Origin of the sequence: Pantoea sp. EEL5 (assembly GCF_049892805.1) — a bacterium.
GTDB lineage: Bacteria > Pseudomonadota > Gammaproteobacteria > Enterobacterales > Enterobacteriaceae > Pantoea > Pantoea ananatis.
In genome coordinates this window covers 171,946-189,200 of sequence record NZ_JBNDNJ010000006.1, presented here as the reverse complement: position 1 = coordinate 189,200, position 17,255 = coordinate 171,946, and the positions used below count along the sequence as shown (strand labels likewise).

The following is a 17,255-nucleotide window of genomic DNA, read 5'->3' as shown; positions in this document are numbered from 1 at the left end:
TGCGGGCTTACCGAACTCAATGTACCTGATAGCGTGGCTGATAATCGTTATTGTCGTTATCAGGCTGTGAGGCACAGAGATCGGTGAGGACCTGATTTCTGAATGGAATGACCTGATAACGTTCACCTGTGTTCACGATTTGATAGAACTGCGGCAGGTTAAAATTGATAAAACTTGAGCCATAGGTAAAACGGTCGTGCGACGAGGAGTAAAAACGGCTGACGTCCCGCACCAGCTCTTCCTTGCTGCCTTCACAATGGTGATAGACCTCGACGCGGTTACTTTCATCCAGAATATAAATGTTGAAACCGCGATCGTCGGTAGTATCTTCAAAAAAGAACTGAATGATCCCTTCGCTGGCATAGCCGTTAACCACAGGCGGCAGTGGCGTCTGATTAGACTCGACTTTAATCGACAGGCCGTGAAGCTTGTTGTTGGAAATGGCGCCATAAAACTCAACGGCGTTTTCCAGCTTCTGAACCGATACGCCCATGCGTTCAAAGAACAACCCCCAGGTCTGGCCCGCCATGCGCAGTGCTTTGAACCGCCCTGGCTCCTGACGCGTACTGGAAAGGCGCAGTTCGATGCACTCTGACACCAGCTGCTGTACGCGGGTACGAATCAATCCACGTAAATGCTGGCTGTAGCAGAACACCTCAACGGTATCAGGCGGGGAAGCGTCCTGATGCATTTTACCCAGGATGGTTTTCAGGCCTTCTATCATCGCCTGTTCGCCACTGAAGTGCAGCGTACGCACCTCATTCCACGAGTTACGGTACAGCAGGTCGATACTGCCGATTAAACACTGCTGCTGCTGACCAAAGCTGAACACATCGAGTTTGCGGAAATCGAAATGCACCACCTGGTTACGAAACGCCGAGGTGGGATCGTGCTCAAGGTTAACAATGATGGCCAGATGGCGGATTTCACACGGGCTGTAGAGCGCCTTGGGCGTGGGCGCAGGCAGACGCAGCGGGAAATGGCTGGAGACATCGTCGACCAGTTCCTGCAGGCGCGCCAGATCGCATAGCTCATTGCCCTTAATGTGCAACCGCGTTTTGCTGGTCAGCAGTCCGTTGAACCAGGCCCAGGCGACCAGCTTGTTAAGATAGCGGTTATATTCCAGCGGCTGATGGCTGATGATTGAGCTCATGTCCGGCGACTGGTTATAAAGATACCAGCCTGGCCGGTTGGCACGGCCCGGCGGCACGTGAATGAAGGTCAGGTTGGATTCGGACAGATCGGGAGAAATCTGCGGATTAACCAGCGTCACCTTGCCCGGCAAGGCCTCAAAGGCGGCGTACAATTTACGGGTCAGCACGCCGATATCCTGCGGGCTGGCGCTGACGCTTAAATTGTTGCGGCGGGCAAAGCGGATAAGGTTGCGATAGCTTTGCATCATCGCATCCAGCAACTCATTGTGCGCTTCGCGCACACGCTCGATTTTCCATTCGGCACGGTTGTCCAGAATAGCAATCTTTTCGTCGTCCCAGCCCCAGGCTTTAACCAGCTGCGACAGGATCTCACGGCGCCAGCCGCTACGCTGTGGGTGATCGTCACTGCTGAGTTTTTCGCAAACTTTTAAATAGAAGCAGCGGCGAACCAAATCAAGGCGGGGCTGATCGTCAATACTGGTGAGATAGCGTGTAACGCGTTCCAGCATCATACAGTAAGGATCAAGGCCAAAGCAGACGATTTCTCCGTCGTGCAGACGCTGCTTGATATCCATCGCCAGCAGTTTGGTATCCGGGTATTCCCAGCTATAAGCTTCCAGCAGCAGCGTTTTCAACACCGCTTTATAGGGCGAATCGATACTTTTATACAGCTGCCACAGGCTGGCACCGAAATACTCTTCTGCTGATAACGTGCTGAGGCCGCCCAAATCCAGCCACTCGTTTGGCGTGAGCACGCCTTTCGCATACAGCGACATCACGTAGTCATCATAGTGATGCTCTTCTTCGCCTGGCACCATATTCCACAGAATACGTTTACCGGCCATTCTTACCGCCGTGCGGTAGAACTCATCCAGCAGCAAAATATGTTGGGTAGAACCGCAGTCTTCACCACCAAGATTGCCGCTTTCGTTGTGGCGGAAGCGGTTTTCATCAATGAGGAAAAAGCTGACTTCGATGGCCTGCGAGGCACACCATTTTTGCAGCAGCGCACATTTACGCTGCAGATTCCGGCGCTCTTCATTATCCAGCCAGGATTGATGGCAAACCCAGATATCCAAATCGGACACGCTGTTTTGCCCAACGGAAGAGGTGCTCCCCATTGAGTAGATGCCGGTGATAGGCAGTTCACCTTTAGGGGCTTCGACCAGGGAGAGTTCCTGTTTACCCGTTAACTCTGCAAGCAGCTGCAGTTGGTTTTCATCAGGCGTGAAAACGTTGATGCCGTGGGGAACGCTACCTTCGAGGTAACCCGGCATCAGCGGATGTTGATAATGTAGTAAGATCGGAAGCAGACTGTAGACTCGCTGAAAAGCGGGCCCCATGGCAGCGAGTGCGCGATCAACGCGCAGCTGGTTAATTGCATCCAGTCTCTGTTTTAGTGTCTCAATATAGAGGTACAAGACGTTTCGCCTGGTTGTCCTGGAGTTTAAGCACCCTGTTTCCAGTCTCTGCCGCTTAATAAGAGAGATGTCGGGCAGATAATTGCTGGAAACGTGATCAATCTATCACTCGCTGGATTGACCGTAAAGAAAGTTACGCTACCTGCATTTTAGCACGGTTTCGTCTACTTTTCGCTCACTCTGCGCCTGGCCTGAGATTACTGTCTGATATATCAGGTTTAATCCGCAGGCGGTTCTTTTCAATCCGTTGAAACTGACAGCATTCCCTCAACGATGATAGGATATTCGATGAACGATCTAAATGGTTAACGGCATGTTAAACAAAATTTTCAGAATTGCTACACGACAAAGCCCACTTGCCCTGTGGCAAGCACAATATGTACAGCAACGATTGATCAGTGCCCATCCTGGCCTGCGCGTGGAGCTGGTACCTATGGTGACAAAGGGCGATATCATTCTTGATACACCGCTCGCGAAAGTGGGGGGGAAAGGGCTGTTCGTTAAAGAGCTCGAGCAGGCAATGTTAGAAAACCGTGCCGATCTGGCCGTACATTCGATGAAAGACGTGCCCGTGGCATTTCCGGAAGGCCTGGGCCTGGTCACCATTTGCCAGCGGGACGATCCGCGCGATGCGTTTGTCTCCAATCACTACGCGTCAATTGATGAACTTCCACAGGGCGCTGTCATTGGAACGTCAAGCCTGCGGCGTCAGTGCCAGATTAGCGCGCGACGTCCCGATCTGGTGATTCGCTCGCTGCGCGGGAACGTGGGCACACGATTAAGTAAGCTTGATGCTGGCGAATATGACGCCATTATTCTTGCCGCCGCCGGGTTGAATCGACTTGGCCTGGCCGATCGTATTCGCCAACCGCTACCTGCGGATATTTCCTTACCCGCCGTGGGTCAGGGCGCAGTTGGCATCGAATGTCGGTTAGACGACAGCACGTTAATTGCGCTGTTACAGGCATTGAATCACGATGATACGGCGGTCTGTGTGAAAGCGGAACGCGCCATGAATACCCGACTTGAAGGCGGCTGCCAGGTTCCGATTGGCAGCTTTGCCGTACTTGAAGGCGACGAACTTTGGCTTCGCGGTCTGGTGGGTGCACCCGATGGGAGCGTCATGGTGAGCGGTGAACGCCGTGGGCCTCGCGATCAGGCAGAGCAAATGGGCATTTCGCTGGCAGACGAGTTGCTCAACGGTGGCGCACGTGAAATTCTGCGCGACGTTTATCAGGGGCAACCTCCCGTATGACGATTCTGGTGACGCGCCCGGAACCCGCAGCGGCGGAGCTGGTCTCGCGCCTGCACGCCCAGGGTAAACAGGCGTGGAGCCTGCCGCTGATAGAATTCGCGCCGGGTAACGATCTCCTGCAGTTACCGGCCACCCTTGCCACGTTGAAACGCGGCGATCTCGTTTTCCTCCTTTCGCAGCAGGTTATTCACTTTGCACAGCACGCCATCAAAGCATGGCCCGCTGACGTAGACTATTATGCAATTGGTCGCAGCACCGCTTTGGCTTTTCATACGATCAGCGGCCTGCAGGTGACCTACCCTCACGCGCATGAAACCAGCGAAGAGTTGATAAAACTGGCGACATTGCAGCAAATAGCGGGTAAGCATGCGCTTATCCTTCGAGGGAATCAGGGCCGAGAGCTGCTGTCAGAAACGCTGGCGGCACGTGGCGCGCAGGTCACCTATGCAGAGTGCTATCAACGTTGCCAAAAACACTATGACGGCGCCATCGAAGGCCGTCGCTGGCGCGATCGTAATATTCACACGCTGGTCGTGACCAGCGGTGAGATGCTGCATCAGCTGTATTCGCTGTTCCCCGAGGTCGATCGTGAGGAATGGCTGCTCCGCTGTCGACTAGTCGTCGTCAGCGAACGTTTGGCTTCCCTGGCCGCCGATCTTGGTTGGCAGACTATTCAGGTAGCCGATGGTGCCGATAACGATGCGCTGTTGCGCGCGTTATGTTGAACTTAACAATGGGATGTGCCAGATATGACGGAACAAAAAGACACCTCCGCCGTGGTTGACGAAACCACACCAGCGGTTGATCGCCCCTCTTCTACCCAGGAAAAATCACCGCGCAATCGCAATAATGGTGGCATGGTGCTGGGAGCAGTCGCGATTGTCATCGCACTGGCGATTGGCGCAGGGTTATACCTGAACGATAAACACCAGGCCGAACTGCAGGCACAAACCAACCAGGAACTGAGTGATCAGCTGTCCACGCTGCAGAAACAGGCAAACAGCGACAAACAGCAGCTGGCCCAACAGTTGAGCGCGACAGAAAAAGCATTAGAGACCGCTCAGTCACAGCAGGCGGCATCGGCCAAAGAGCTGGAAACGCTGCGTGAAAAAATGGCTTCAATTTCAGGTAATGACGTGCGCAGTTGGTTAGTGGCCCAGGCTGACTACCTGGTGAAGCTGGCCGGACGTAAATTGTGGAGCGATCAGGACGTGACCACCGCTGCAGCGCTGCTGAAAAGTGCAGATGCCAGCCTGGCAGACATGAACGATCCCAGCGTCATGAACGTGCGTCGTGCGTTAACTCAGGATATCAGTACGCTCTCCGCCATCTCCCAGGTGGATTATGACGGCATCATTTTGAAACTTAATCAGTTATCAAACGGTGTGGATAATCTGCGGCTGGCAGATAACGACAGCGATGATGCGCCTATGGACAGCGACAGCGGTGAACTTTCCAGTTCCATTCGTGAATGGCGTCAGAATCTGGTGAAGAGCTGGCATAACTTTATGGATGACTTTATTACCATCCGCCGTCGCGATAATACCGCACAGCCGCTGCTGGCACCGAATCAGGATGTTTATCTGCGTGAGAACATCCGCTCGCGCCTGCTCATCGCTGCTCAGGCCGTACCACGTCACCAGGAAGAGATTTACAAGCAGTCGCTTGAAACCGTCTCAACATGGGTACGCGCGTGGTATGACACCAATGATGCCTCAACCAAAGCGTTTCTGGCCCAGCTGGATGAATTAAGCCAGCAGAACATCAATATGGATCTGCCCGACAGCCTGGAGAGCCAGCCGCTGCTTGAAAAGCTGATGCAAACCCGCGTTCGTAATCTGATGGCACAGCCTTCTGCCGCCGCTAATCAGCAGGGAGGCTAATCATGCTTAAGGTATTTATCCTCTTTGTTCTGCTGATTGCCGGCATTGTATTGGGGCCGATGATTGCGGGTCATCAGGGCTACGTGCTGATTCAGACCGACAACTGGAACGTTGAAACCAGCGTGACGGGCCTGGCCATCATCCTGATTATTAGCCTGCTTGTGATCCTGGCTGTGGAATGGATACTGCGCCGTTTATTTCGCACCGGCGCGCGTACCCGCGGCTGGTTCACTGGCCGTAAGCGTCGTCGTGCCCAGCGCCATACGCAAAATGCCCTGATGAAACTGGCGGAAGGGGATTTCAGACAGGTAGAGAAACTGCTGTCTAAAGACGCAGAGCATGCTGATGTGCCTGTCGCTAACTACCTGCTAGCTGCAGAAGCCGCACAACAGCGTGGCGATGAAATGCGGGCCAACCAGCACCTAGAACGGGCGGCTGAGCTGGCTGGCAATGATGTGATTCCGGTCGAAATTACCCGTACCCGCATTCAATTGGCGCGTCGTGAAGATCATGCAGCGCGCCACAGCATCGATCGCCTGCTCGAAGTCGCGCCTCGTCATCCGGAAGTACTTCGTCTGGCTGAGCAGGCATATGTCCGCACCAGCGCCTGGAGCGCACTGCTGGATATTCTTCCCGCCATGGAAAAATCCGAGGTCGGGACAGAAGAGCAACGCACCCTGCTGCAGCAACAGGCCTGGCTGGGCCTGATGAACCAGGCGATGGCCGATCAGGGCAGCGAGGGACTGAAGCGCTGGTGGGGCAATCTGAGCCGTAAAACTCGCCATGAGACATCATTGCAGGTAGCGATGATTGACCATTTGATTGAGTGTGACGACCACGATACCGCGCAGGACATCTTGCTGGATGGGCTTAAACGTCATTACGATGATCGTCTGGTGCTGCTGATGCCACGTATTAAGAGCGGCAACCCAGAGGCACTGGAAAAAGCCTTACGTCAGCAAATCAAACAGCATGGCGCGACGCCCCTGTTGCACAGTACCCTGGGGCAGTTGTTAATGCGCCACGGTGAATGGCAGCAGGCAGCGGAAGCACTTCAGCAGGCACTGGCTCAGCGCCCTGACGCCTTTGACTACGCGTGGCTGGCCGACGTTTACGATCGCCTTCGCCGTCCGGAAGAGGCGGCAAAAATGCGTCGTGAAGGCCTGTTGCTGACGCTGAAAAATAACCCTGATGCCTGATAGCACAGCATCGCGTTAAGTAAAAAACCGGGCTCGCCCGGTTTTTTTGTGTCTGCGCTTTCAGGCAAAAAAAAACACCTGCTAAAAGCAGGTGTAAGATCAGGTCGGTTAGACAACCGAGAGGTACCCGACTCAACGTGGTGTCTGATAACCCTGTAAGACTTTCGCGATACAGGCAGGCAGACAACAGGTACCCAAAATTGGCTCTGCGTCATTCCCAGGTTTATGTAGCCGAAGCAAACATAAGAGGTGGAATGAGCATCTACGCGTTAATTATTGCATAATCCATGCCAGTTGTTATTATTATTTTAATTATTTTTATAAATCAGTCACTTATATCTTAATACTTTTTTTGGGGTTCTTTCTCTTTGCGATGAGCGTCGTGTTATTACGACAAACCAGACAATGGATGTCGCATACAGGCGACAAACAAGGTAAAGACTTGTCAATCCTTGTTAAAACAGTAACTTAAGCGTCTCATTTTTGCGACAGCCATTACTATGACTCCGCTCTGACTCACTTCCGGGAGAAATGACGTGCCCGTCTGAGCGGATTTTCGCCCCTGAAAGACGACACTGCCTGCGCAACGTTGTCTCGCTGACGCCCGGCGCGAACCGCCTTCGGCGGTGCTCATCCTCTTTCATTCAGGCGAAAAAAATCTGTCTTTGCAGACAGGTTTCTAAAAATGGTCGGCGAGAGAGGATTACGCGCCCCTGCGGGACGCGCCCTTCGGGCCGTTGCGTTCGCAACGTTGTCTCGCTGAACGNGGACGCGCCCTTCGGGCCGTTGCGTTCGCAACGTTGTCTCGCTGACGCCCGGCGCGAATCGCCTTCGGAGGTTCTCATCCTCTTTTATTCAGGCGGAAAAAAATCTGTCTTTGCAGACAGGTTTCTAAAAATGGTCGGCGAGAGAGGATTACGCGCCCCTGCGGGACGCGCCCTTCGGGCCGTTGCGTTCGCAACGTTGTCTCGCTGCGCTCGGCGCAAACCGCCTTCGGAGGTTCTCACCCTCTTTTATTCAGGCGAAAAAAAACCTGTCTTTGCAGACAGGTTTCTAAAAATGGTCGGCGAGAGAGGATTCGAACCTCCGACCCACTGGTCCCAAACCAGTTGCGCTACCAAGCTGCGCTACTCGCCGATTTTTTTATTTTGTTTTGCCTGGTGCGAAGAGAGGGACTTGAACCCTCACGTCCGTTAAGACACTAACACCTGAAGCTAGCGCGTCTACCAATTCCGCCACCTTCGCGTATCCCAGCAAAATCTGGGGTGGCTAATGGGACTCGAACCCACGACAACTGGAATCACAATCCAGGGCTCTACCAACTGAGCTATAGCCACCACTGTACTGAATGTTGCAAGTCAAACCCACAGCATTTAAATCTTTGTTACTAACGCGGTACTCAAACCACCGAAGCTCTTACGCACAAACTAAATGGCGCGCCCGACAGGATTCGAACCTGAGACCTCTGCCTCCGGAGGGCAGCGCTCTATCCAGCTGAGCTACGGGCGCGTAGCGCCGTTGCGGATGTGCATACTAGAGATAAGCGCCCACGCTGTCTAGTGCTTTTTAAAGAAAATAGCGCGTTTGATTACGCTTTGTGCATTTCGTCGACAATTAACGCATTTATGCCGTTACTCGTGCGAAAAACCTGGCGTTAATCAGCGATCTTACAGATCGCCACGCCAGTGATAACGCAAATATTTCACCAGCTTCAACTGCCTGCGTAGGCGACTGGGCTGTTTGATTAAGCGATAAAACCATTCCAGTCCAAGCTTCTGCCAGATTACAGGCGCGCGCTTTACATGACCGGTAAACACGTCATAGGTACCGCCTACGCCCATATACAACGCATCAGGCCAGTGCTTCTGACACTCGGCCATTAAAAGTTCCTGACGCGGAGAGCCCATCGCTACCGTTACCAGCCTGGCTCCGCTGGCCGCAACCCTGGCAAACAGTGCATCGCGTTCCGCCGGGACAAAATAGCCATCCTGTGCACCCACAATATTCACGTTCCACTGACGACGCAGTTTATCGCAGGTTTCGTCCAACACTGCCTGCCGACCGCCGATCAAAAACACCGGCGTTCCGTTACGTCCGGCACGTTCCATTAAGGCTTCCCACAGATCGGCCCCTGCAATCCGCTGTACTGAGGCCTGCGGATATTTCTTGCGAACAGAGCGTACAATGCTGATGCCATCCGGATATTTGAATTCAGCCTGCTGAATTTGAGCACGCAGCGCTGCATCCTGTTCGGCATTCAGCACTTTTTCCGCATTGATGGCCACCAGCGTGCCGCTCCGGACAGCGGAATGCGGCATCAGGAAATCCACAAATGAAGCCATGCTGTCAAAGCCGTACAGCGTGATGCCGCGAATCACATAGCGTGGCGTTTCGGAAACTGTACTCATCTCTTTTTAATTCTTCCCTTAGATCCCAGAGGTTAATCAGGATGGGCTATGAAGCGCCCGCTCACGTCGGCTGCGAATCAGGCCGACATGATCCAGTAACCAGAAAAGCAATTTCGCCATCCCCAGACAGGCGGCAAAAATAATACAGAAAAACACAACACGTGAGCCAAACGCATCCAGCCCCTCGCGCGCCAGCACAATCATGTTGAATACGGCACCGAAACAAAAGCTTTGCAGAATCGCCCCGGTATAACGATTCGATTCATTGCGTCCGCGCTTATAGAGCGTGTCGAAAGCTTTGATGATGAGCCCAACGGCCACAGCGCCTGGCGGAATGGCCCAGACGCCGCCCATCACCAGTAGCGAACCGATTAAGGTAGGCGAAATCGCCAGTCCGGAATGGTTGTTCAGTACATCCCAGGTAAAGTAATTAGCGCTGTTCAGTACTGACAGAGGACGATCGGGCCACAGCCAGGTTGGGATAAACACATAGAAATCGCGCCACATGGGCGCTAAGCCCTGAAAGTCTATCTTATGGTAATTCTCCAGCAGCAAAGCCAGGTTTTCCCATGGCGAAAACGTATCGCGCGTCAGGTACAGAAAGGTGTAAAAAGCCTCGTCGCCCATGACAGCCAGATTGTAGCGACGCAACGCCAGCCAGAACATTCCCCCAATCGCCATCACGCCCGCAGCGGCCAGCATCCACAATGTGATCCAGCCACGTGTAATACCGATAAACAGAAATAACGCAAAAGCGATAATGATATTGGCACGCGTGCCACCAACCAGCGCGTAGGTCAGTAAGCCAAAGCTGACCGTGATGATGAGAAACAGCAGCCAGTTACGGCGCGTGGGATGCAAGAAATAGGGAATCAGCATCGCCGGGATGAAGAAATAAAAGAACCGCTTCAGTGCAACGCCAGACACTTCACTGGAAAAGATCTGGTTATAGGCCGTCAGTCGGAATAACAAAAATCCGTTATGGATAAAGAACACCGTTACGGTTGCAACCGCCACCAGCGCCAGTAGCCCACCGGTCAGATGCGTTTCGACCCGGTTCATTTGTAGCCAGGGCCGGGCAGGCGCTGCGGATGCCGGCCTGAGGCGCACCTTGTAACTGACAAAGTAAATAGCATAAAACGCCGTGGCCGACAGCATCGCCTGCAGCAGAAAATCCGCCGAAACCACCTGCGTATCAAACCGAAAGACCAGAATACTGGTTAGCGGAAAACCGAAGTAGAAGGTCAGTAAAAACAATAAGGTAAAAAACAGGTGGAAGTTAAACCGTTCCTGTTTAAGTTCGCGCATGTTCAGGGTCACAATGGTCACCAGTGACAGCACATACACGATCAGCAGACCACTAAATGCCATAAGACTCATGAGGGCTCTCCTTCGCAAAGGCGCAACGCTGTTCGCCAGCCTTCCAGATAGCCTGGGGCCAGGAAAGCAATGCGCTGTTTATCGCATCCCACAAGTTGCCGACGCGCCTCTGCGACGATATCAGGCGTCAGCGCATCGTCGTTGAACAAGACAGGAAGCTGCTGCGCGGTAACATCCCGCCAGAACGGATTTTTACGCGTCAGGGCGAAAGGCACATTAGCCTGAATCAGCAAACATAGCGTTCCCACGCCCTGCTGCCGTTCGAACATAAAATAGCCCAAATGGCAGCGTGCCAACAGCGCCAGATAGTCGTCAAAAGCAAGATTATCCCGCAGTAACCTTACCTGCCCCTGCGGAAAGAGTCTGTCGGCGGCGTTCTGAATCTGTCCGATATACTCATCATTGTCAGGCGGATAACCCAGCGGCACGTCAATGCGCACATCTTCGCCAAACTGAGCCTTGATCGCTGCAAGCCCCTCAATATGGCGGTTACTGGCGTCACCAGAATTACCCAGCAGCACGGTAAACGTCTTGTCTGGATGAGGCGTAATGGCGACTGCAGGTAACTTTGTGGGAAAATACAGTAAAGACTGCGGTACAGACTTGTGGCGTTGCTGGTAGTGATAAAGATCGCCCTGGGTGGCGAACAGGTGTGCAACGCGCCCCTGCGCAGCACGGCGCAGGAAATAAAACAGCCGGAACTTCAGGCTGCGTGAATCTTCATACAAATCCGCTCCCCAGACGTGCCAGAACAGTTGAGAACGGCGTAACCTGCCGCTCAGCAACGCCAGCCAAAGCCAGGGGTTAAACTGCCCGTGGCAAAAGAAGCGTTGGTCGCGATTTTTCGCCCGCTGCAACAGCGCCTCAGCCAGCGCTTTCTTACTGCTAAAGGTTTCAATGTGCAAAGCGCCAAAACCGGTGAGGTTTTCAGGCTGCGATGTCACCACCATAAAGTGACGCGGTGCAGTAACACGCTGCTCGATGCTCATCACGTCGTTAAAAAAACGCAACACCGTCAGATTGTGATGGGGAATATTGGATCCCAAAACGTGAATTAAAGTCATTTTTTTCGGCAGTAAAGAATAAATGCGCCACAGCAGAGCGCGAAATAGGTAACGTAGGTGAACATATAGGCTTGCGCTGCCCCACTGGCCCCCTGTAACGGGATAAGCCAGCGCGAGAACAGCGTCAGCAAAATAAACTGACTGATTTCGGTCAGCACATAAAAGCGTAATGAGGCTTTCGCGATGACCAGATAGCCGAAAACGTAGGCGCCGACTTTGAAAACATCGCCACAGAGTTGCCAGACAAACAAATCCCGCATGTCGTGAAATGCCGCGGAGAACAACAGGCTGATGGCGATATCACGCATCATCCACATGCTCAAGCTGGCCGCCGCGACCGCCGGTAACACAAAGCGTAACGCCCGGCCGATCTCACGCGCAATATCCTTTTTGTTATCTAACCGGGCCAGTGTCGGCAGTAGCCAGACGCTAAAGGTCGCGGTGATAAACTGCAGATAAGCATCAGATATACTGGTTACGCCCTGCCATAATCCTACCTGGGCCCAGCCGTTACTGGCCGCCAGTTGATTTCGCATCATCACCCAGGCAACCGGCAGGGTGACGGCGGTGATCAGCGCCATAATCGTGTATTTTGCCAGATGACGCGCCATTTCCGGCTGCCAGGTGGGCCGCAGCCAGCTCAAGGGGAGCGGGACACGACGTTTCAGTATTACCAGCGCTGGAAAAACGAGTAACGCGGGTACCAAAGCCAGCCCGGTCAATGCGCCCGCATAGCCCCCCAGCCACCAACACAGCACGTAGCCGAGCACGCCCGTTATGCTACCGCAAATCAGGGCCAGCGCATTACCGCGCGCATCACGGTAGCCTTTTATGAACGCCAGAAGCAGGTTTGCCCACGCAATACCAAACTGAAGAAAGGCAACGATACGTATCACGTTTTGATAGCGATCGTGACCAAACAGCGCAGTGCTGATGGGAGCCGCAGCCAATAAAAAGACCAGCGCCAGCAGCGTTGAGAAGCCCGTCACCATTGCCGAGGCGGTGCCGATTAGCGCGCGGAGTTGCCGGGGCTGTTGTTGATATTGTGCAACATACGTGGTGACGCCGTTAAAGATACCCGCTCCGGCCAGCACGCCCAGCACGGTGATGAGCTGGCGAAAGTTACCGGCCTGGCCCACGCCTTCCGGACCAAAGCTGATGGCCAGTAACTTGACGACCAGCAGCCCAACCGCAATTTTTACTATTGTCGATGAGGCGGTCCATAACGATGCTTTGGCTAATGACATCAGGAAAAAAAGCTCAGTAGCGAGCCGATCACGGTGCTCTGATTGTTATCCGACAGATTATAAAACAGCGGTAAACGTAATAAGCGCTCACTCTCTGCTGTAGTAAAACGATCCTCACCGGCAAAACGTGAAAAACGCTGGCCCGCAGGCGAACTGTGCAAAGGGATATAATGGAAAACGGCCAGGATTTCGGCCTCTTTAAGCCAGTTGATCAGGGCCTGACGATGCTTCTCATCACGCAGCTTTATATAAAACATATGGGCGTTGTGCTGACAATCAGCCGGGATGGAAGGCAATGTAATCTTGCCGTTTTCCGACAGCGGCTTCAGGGCATCGTAGTAACGTTGCCACAAGCGCAAGCGCTGTTGATTAATTCGAACAGAGGACTCCAGCTGCGCCCAGAGATAAGCCGCCTGCAGGTCAGCCATCAGATAGCTGGACCCCATATCGCGCCAGGTATATTTATCTACCTGTCCCCGGAAAAACTGACTGCGATTGGTGCCCTTTTCACGAATAATTTCTGCACGCTCCACAAGGCTGGCATCGTTAATTAACGTCGCGCCGCCTTCTCCACCTGCGGTGTAATTCTTGGTTTCGTGAAAGCTGAAACAGCCGATATGACCAATGGTGCCTAATGCCCGGCCTTTGTACGCTGACATCACGCCCTGCGCAGCATCCTCAATAACAAACAGCTTATACTGTGCCGCCAGCGCCATAATCGTATCCATTTCACAGGCAACGCCCGCATAGTGGACCGGCACGATAGCGCGGGTTTTATCGGTTATCGCCGCTTCAATCAGCGTTTCATCCATGTTCATGGTGTCGGGGCGCACATCCACGAACACAATTTTCGCGCCACGTAATACGAAGGCGTTGGCGGTTGAAACAAAGGTGTAGCTCGGCATGATCACTTCATCACCCGGCTGGATATCGATCAGCAGCGCGGCCATCTCCAGCGAGGCGGTACAGGAAGGCGTCAGTAACACTTTCGCACTACCGAAGCGCTGCTCCATCCACTGCTGACAACGGCGAGTATAACCGCCGTCGCCACACAGCTTGCCGCTGCTCATGGCAGACTGCATATACTCGATTTCGCTTCCCACAACCGGGGGCGCATTAAAGGGAATCATGACCTCTCCTGTAAAACCAGTACGCCGTGCTTTCAAGACGCGCGCCACTGCGTAGATAAAGACGCATCGCCGTAAGATTACTGATTTGCGTGGCAACCCGCAGACGTTCGAGCTGACGCGCACGGCCCCAGTCCGCTGCAGCCAGCATCAGGCGCTGACCGATACTTTGTCCCTGCGCCTCAGGCACCACCGCCAGCAGGCCAATACGCGCATCGCCTTCGACCTCGCGTAAAGAGACAAAGCCCTGAAGCGCGCCGCGTTCATCACTGGCGACAAGGCACTGGTGATCGAAGGTGCCGCGGACCGCATTTTCGATCCACTGCGCATAGAAGCGGGCACTGTCATCAGGCGCAAACCACGGCGTGCGAAAACGACTTTGACGGAAGGCCAGAGATGCGGCTTCGCGTAATGCTGGGATTTGTGTTTCCCGCGCAATACGAATGCCAGTCTGGCGTTCGGTGCGTTTGATCGTCAACGACAAATCCACTTCACCTTCCACCAGGTGAAACTGATGCTGATTTAACGCATCGATGATGTCGGTTTGTTCCGCTGACACTTTGATTTGAAACAGCGCGCAGGCGTGCCGAAGCGCGTTTTCGAGCGACAGATCCCCCCCGGTTTCCAGCCTCACGGCGTCAAAGCCGAAGAACTGGCTCTCCCAGGTGAGTGGATTAACCTTAACGTGGACAGACATAAGTTAATCGGATCCTTGTTAACCAGAGGTTTTTAGCGCCAGACACCTTTCGTATCAACAACCCATTGCTGAGTAATGTGCGCAGCATCAACACGGCGGAATGCATGGTGATCGACCAGCATCACCAAAATATCCGCCTCCTGCAGCGCCTGCTCGGTTGAAACCAGGGTGGCCTGTGTCGCCAGGATGTCGGGAATCTGCTGAATATGCGGTTCGGTTACCCACGTGCGGCCCTGATGCCAGTCGGCAATCAGGTGCGCCACTTCCATGGCTGGGCTTTCACGCAGGTCATCAATGTTCGGTTTAAACGCCAGGCCAAAGCAGGCAATGGTCAGATCGCTGGCACGTTTTCCGGTCTGCATCAGGCAGTCTGCCAGCGCTTTTTTTACCTGGTCCAGCACCCAGTGCGGCTTGGCATCATTTACTTCGCGAGCGGTACGAATCAGGCGTGCTAAGTCCGGATTCTGCGCCACGATAAACCAGGGATCGACCGCAATGCAGTGCCCGCCGACGCCTGGCCCAGGCTGCAGGATATTGACGCGCGGATGACGATTCGCCAGTGCAATAAGCTCCCAGACATTAATCTGCTGCGCAGCACAAATTAGTGACAGCTCATTGGCAAAGGCGATGTTTACGTCGCGGAAGCTGTTTTCTGTCAGCTTGCACATTTCAGCGGTGCGTGCATTTGTCTCGACGCACTCGCCCTGTAAAAAAATACGATACAAATCACTCGCACGGGCAGAACAGGCTGGCGTCATGCCACCAATCACGCGATCGTTGCTGATCAGCTCAGTCATGATCTGACCGGGTAAAACGCGTTCGGGACAGTAGGCGACAAAGACGTCAGGATCCCCGTCGTGCTGTGGGAAACGCAAATCAGGTCGCGCCGCGGCCAGCCAGTCGGCCATCTGCTCTGTACTGCCAACCGGAGAAGTCGATTCCAGAATCACCAGATCGCCTTTTTTCAGTACCGGCGCAATCGACAGCGCAGCCGCACGCACAAAGCGTAAGTCCGGTTGGCGCTCCGCCATAAAGGGCGTGGGCACGGCGATCAAAAAAGCGTCAGCGGCTTCGGGTTGCGTCGTAGCACGTAAATCTCCACGCTCGACCGCAGCCTGAACCACCCGATCCAAATCGGGTTCGACAATATGAATGGCACCACGATTGATGGTGTCAACCGCGTGGGCATTGATATCGACGCCCACCACTTTCTTTCCCTTTGAGGCAAAAACGGCTGCGGTTGGCAGCCCAATGTAACCCAGTCCAATAACGGAAATGGTTTCAAAACTCATAAGTTGGCTCTGTTATCTTTTAAGGCTTGCAATATTCGCCCGCAGGCTTCGCCATTCCCATAAGGGTTATGGGCACGGCTCATGGTCTGCCAGGCCTCATCATCGTTAAGTAATGTACTGACCTCATTAACAATTCTTGCCGTGTCCGTACCAACCAGCTTCACCGTTCCAGCTTCGACGGCCTCTGGACGCTCGGTGGTTTCACGCATCACCAAAACGGGTTTACCCAGTGAAGGCGCTTCTTCCTGAATACCGCCAGAATCGGTGAGAATCAGCCACGCCCGGTTCATCAACCAGACAAACGGCAGATACTCCTGAGGATCAATCAACACAATGTTATCAATGCCGCGCAGAATGCGGTTAACGGGTTCATGTACGTTAGGATTGAGATGGACCGGATAAACGATTTGCGCATGAGGATGCTGGCGCGCAATCTGGGCCAGAGCGCTACAGATGCGCTCAAAACCTTCGCCGAAGCTTTCACGACGATGACCCGTCACCAGTACCAGCTTTTTACTGTCATCAAGAAAGGGATAGCGTGAAGCCAGCTGCGCGTTTATCTCATTATCGTCCAGCACCCGATCTCGCACCCATAGCAAGGCATCAATTACCGTATTACCGGTGACAACAATACTGTCGTCGGCGAGGTTTTCATCCAGCAGGTTCTGTCGGGAACGCAGTGTGGGCGTAAAGTGTAAACGGGCAAGATGTCCCGTCAGCTTACGATTCCCCTCTTCAGGCCACGGCGAAGCCAGATCGCCCGTGCGTAAACCTGCTTCAACATGCCCGACGGGGATTTGCTGATAGAAAGCCGCCAGGCTGGCCGCCAGCGTGGTCGTCGTATCCCCGTGGACCAGCACAATATCGGGTTTGAAATCGAGCAGTACGGTATGCATGCCTTGTAAAATACGGCAGGTTATCTCCGTTAATCCCTGTTCGGGTCGCATAACGTTGAGGTCGTAGTCAGGTTGCAGCTGAAACAAGCTCAGCACCTGATCAAGCATTTCACGGTGTTGCGCAGTGACGCACAGCCGTGATTCAAAAGCAGGGTCCTGTGCCAGTGCCTGCACGAGTGGTGCCATCTTAATGGCTTCAGGTCGGGTGCCAAAAACTGTCAGAACTTTCACA

13 protein-coding genes, 4 tRNA genes and 2 other RNA genes are annotated in these 17,255 nt (G+C 53.7%); 4 read left to right on the top strand and 15 right to left on the bottom strand.

Annotated elements, in window-relative coordinates; translation table 11 throughout:
* Positions 1-16: 16 nt before the first annotated feature.
* Positions 17-2,575, bottom strand: coding sequence for a class I adenylate cyclase (locus ACPXSQ_RS19610; protein WP_426144246.1), 2,559 nt, complete (start codon positions 2,573-2,575; stop codon positions 17-19).
* A 313-nt stretch (positions 2,576-2,888) separates the two neighbouring features.
* Between ACPXSQ_RS19610 and hemC the strand changes: the two genes are divergently transcribed.
* Genes hemC through hemY form a run of 4 tightly spaced genes read left to right on the top strand, consistent with a single transcriptional unit; the run spans position 2,889 to position 6,912 of the window.
* Positions 2,889-3,830 carry a hydroxymethylbilane synthase gene (gene hemC / locus ACPXSQ_RS19605; protein ID WP_029569333.1) on the top strand — a complete coding sequence of 314 codons (942 nt, stop codon included), beginning with the start codon at positions 2,889-2,891 and terminating at the stop codon, positions 3,828-3,830.
* Entirely contained in the window at positions 3,827-4,555 is a 729-nt protein-coding gene (gene hemD / locus ACPXSQ_RS19600) for a uroporphyrinogen-III synthase (protein ID WP_015701294.1), read from the top strand. Before hemC ends, hemD begins: the two co-directional genes overlap by 4 nt.
* A 24-nt stretch (positions 4,556-4,579) precedes the next feature.
* Entirely contained in the window at positions 4,580-5,713 is a 1,134-nt protein-coding gene (gene hemX, locus ACPXSQ_RS19595) for a uroporphyrinogen-III C-methyltransferase (protein ID WP_014595008.1), read from the top strand.
* Between the two features lie 2 nt (positions 5,714-5,715).
* Positions 5,716-6,912 (top strand): protoheme IX biogenesis protein HemY, encoded by a 1,197-nt coding sequence (gene hemY / locus ACPXSQ_RS19590; RefSeq protein ID WP_022623767.1) that lies wholly within the window; start codon positions 5,716-5,718, stop codon positions 6,910-6,912.
* Positions 6,913-7,598: 686 nt separating this feature from the next.
* Here hemY and ACPXSQ_RS19585 read toward each other — a convergent pair.
* The 14 genes from ACPXSQ_RS19585 to wecB form a co-directional block, all read right to left on the bottom strand.
* Positions 7,599-7,778, bottom strand: a non-coding RNA gene (locus ACPXSQ_RS19585) — RtT sRNA.
* 32 nt (positions 7,779-7,810) lie between these two features.
* A non-coding RNA gene (locus ACPXSQ_RS19580) (RtT sRNA) lies at positions 7,811-7,940 on the bottom strand.
* A gap of 32 nt (positions 7,941-7,972) precedes the next feature.
* Positions 7,973-8,049: transfer RNA gene (locus ACPXSQ_RS19575), tRNA-Pro, on the bottom strand.
* 21 nt (positions 8,050-8,070) lie between these two features.
* Positions 8,071-8,157 (bottom strand) — tRNA-Leu (locus ACPXSQ_RS19570).
* Positions 8,158-8,173: 16 nt separating this feature from the next.
* Positions 8,174-8,249: transfer RNA gene (locus ACPXSQ_RS19565), tRNA-His, on the bottom strand.
* A 95-nt stretch (positions 8,250-8,344) separates the two neighbouring features.
* Positions 8,345-8,421: transfer RNA gene (locus tag ACPXSQ_RS19560), tRNA-Arg, on the bottom strand.
* A gap of 158 nt (positions 8,422-8,579) precedes the next feature.
* Positions 8,580-9,320, bottom strand: coding sequence for a lipopolysaccharide N-acetylmannosaminouronosyltransferase (wecG, locus tag ACPXSQ_RS19555; protein WP_078829277.1), 741 nt, complete (start codon positions 9,318-9,320; stop codon positions 8,580-8,582).
* A gap of 36 nt (positions 9,321-9,356) precedes the next feature.
* Entirely contained in the window at positions 9,357-10,700 is a 1,344-nt protein-coding gene (gene wzyE, locus ACPXSQ_RS19550; RefSeq protein WP_014606994.1) for an ECA oligosaccharide polymerase, read from the bottom strand.
* The gene (locus ACPXSQ_RS19545) at positions 10,697-11,764 is read right to left on the bottom strand and encodes a TDP-N-acetylfucosamine:lipid II N-acetylfucosaminyltransferase (RefSeq protein ID WP_161611026.1); all 1,068 of its coding nucleotides are present in this window, start codon (positions 11,762-11,764) and stop codon (positions 10,697-10,699) included. Before ACPXSQ_RS19545 ends, wzyE begins: the two co-directional genes overlap by 4 nt.
* Positions 11,761-13,011, bottom strand: a complete 1,251-nt coding sequence (gene wzxE / locus ACPXSQ_RS19540) for a lipid III flippase WzxE (RefSeq protein ID WP_128392446.1) — start codon at positions 13,009-13,011, stop codon at positions 11,761-11,763. Before wzxE ends, ACPXSQ_RS19545 begins: the two co-directional genes overlap by 4 nt.
* Positions 13,011-14,141 carry a dTDP-4-amino-4,6-dideoxygalactose transaminase gene (gene rffA / locus ACPXSQ_RS19535; RefSeq protein WP_116197980.1) on the bottom strand — a complete coding sequence of 377 codons (1,131 nt, stop codon included), beginning with the start codon at positions 14,139-14,141 and terminating at the stop codon, positions 13,011-13,013. The genes wzxE and rffA overlap by 1 nt, the downstream gene beginning before the upstream one ends.
* Positions 14,128-14,835: a dTDP-4-amino-4,6-dideoxy-D-galactose acyltransferase gene (rffC, locus tag ACPXSQ_RS19530; RefSeq protein WP_014606998.1), complete on the bottom strand. Its 708-nt coding sequence runs from the start codon at positions 14,833-14,835 to the stop codon at positions 14,128-14,130. The genes rffA and rffC overlap by 14 nt, the downstream gene beginning before the upstream one ends.
* Before the next feature lie 32 nt (positions 14,836-14,867).
* Positions 14,868-16,127: a UDP-N-acetyl-D-mannosamine dehydrogenase gene (gene wecC, locus ACPXSQ_RS19525; protein ID WP_013024055.1), complete on the bottom strand. Its 1,260-nt coding sequence runs from the start codon at positions 16,125-16,127 to the stop codon at positions 14,868-14,870.
* The gene (gene wecB / locus ACPXSQ_RS19520; RefSeq protein ID WP_078829282.1) at positions 16,124-17,254 is read right to left on the bottom strand and encodes a non-hydrolyzing UDP-N-acetylglucosamine 2-epimerase; all 1,131 of its coding nucleotides are present in this window, start codon (positions 17,252-17,254) and stop codon (positions 16,124-16,126) included. Before wecB ends, wecC begins: the two co-directional genes overlap by 4 nt.
* Between the last annotated feature and the right edge of the window lies 1 nt (position 17,255).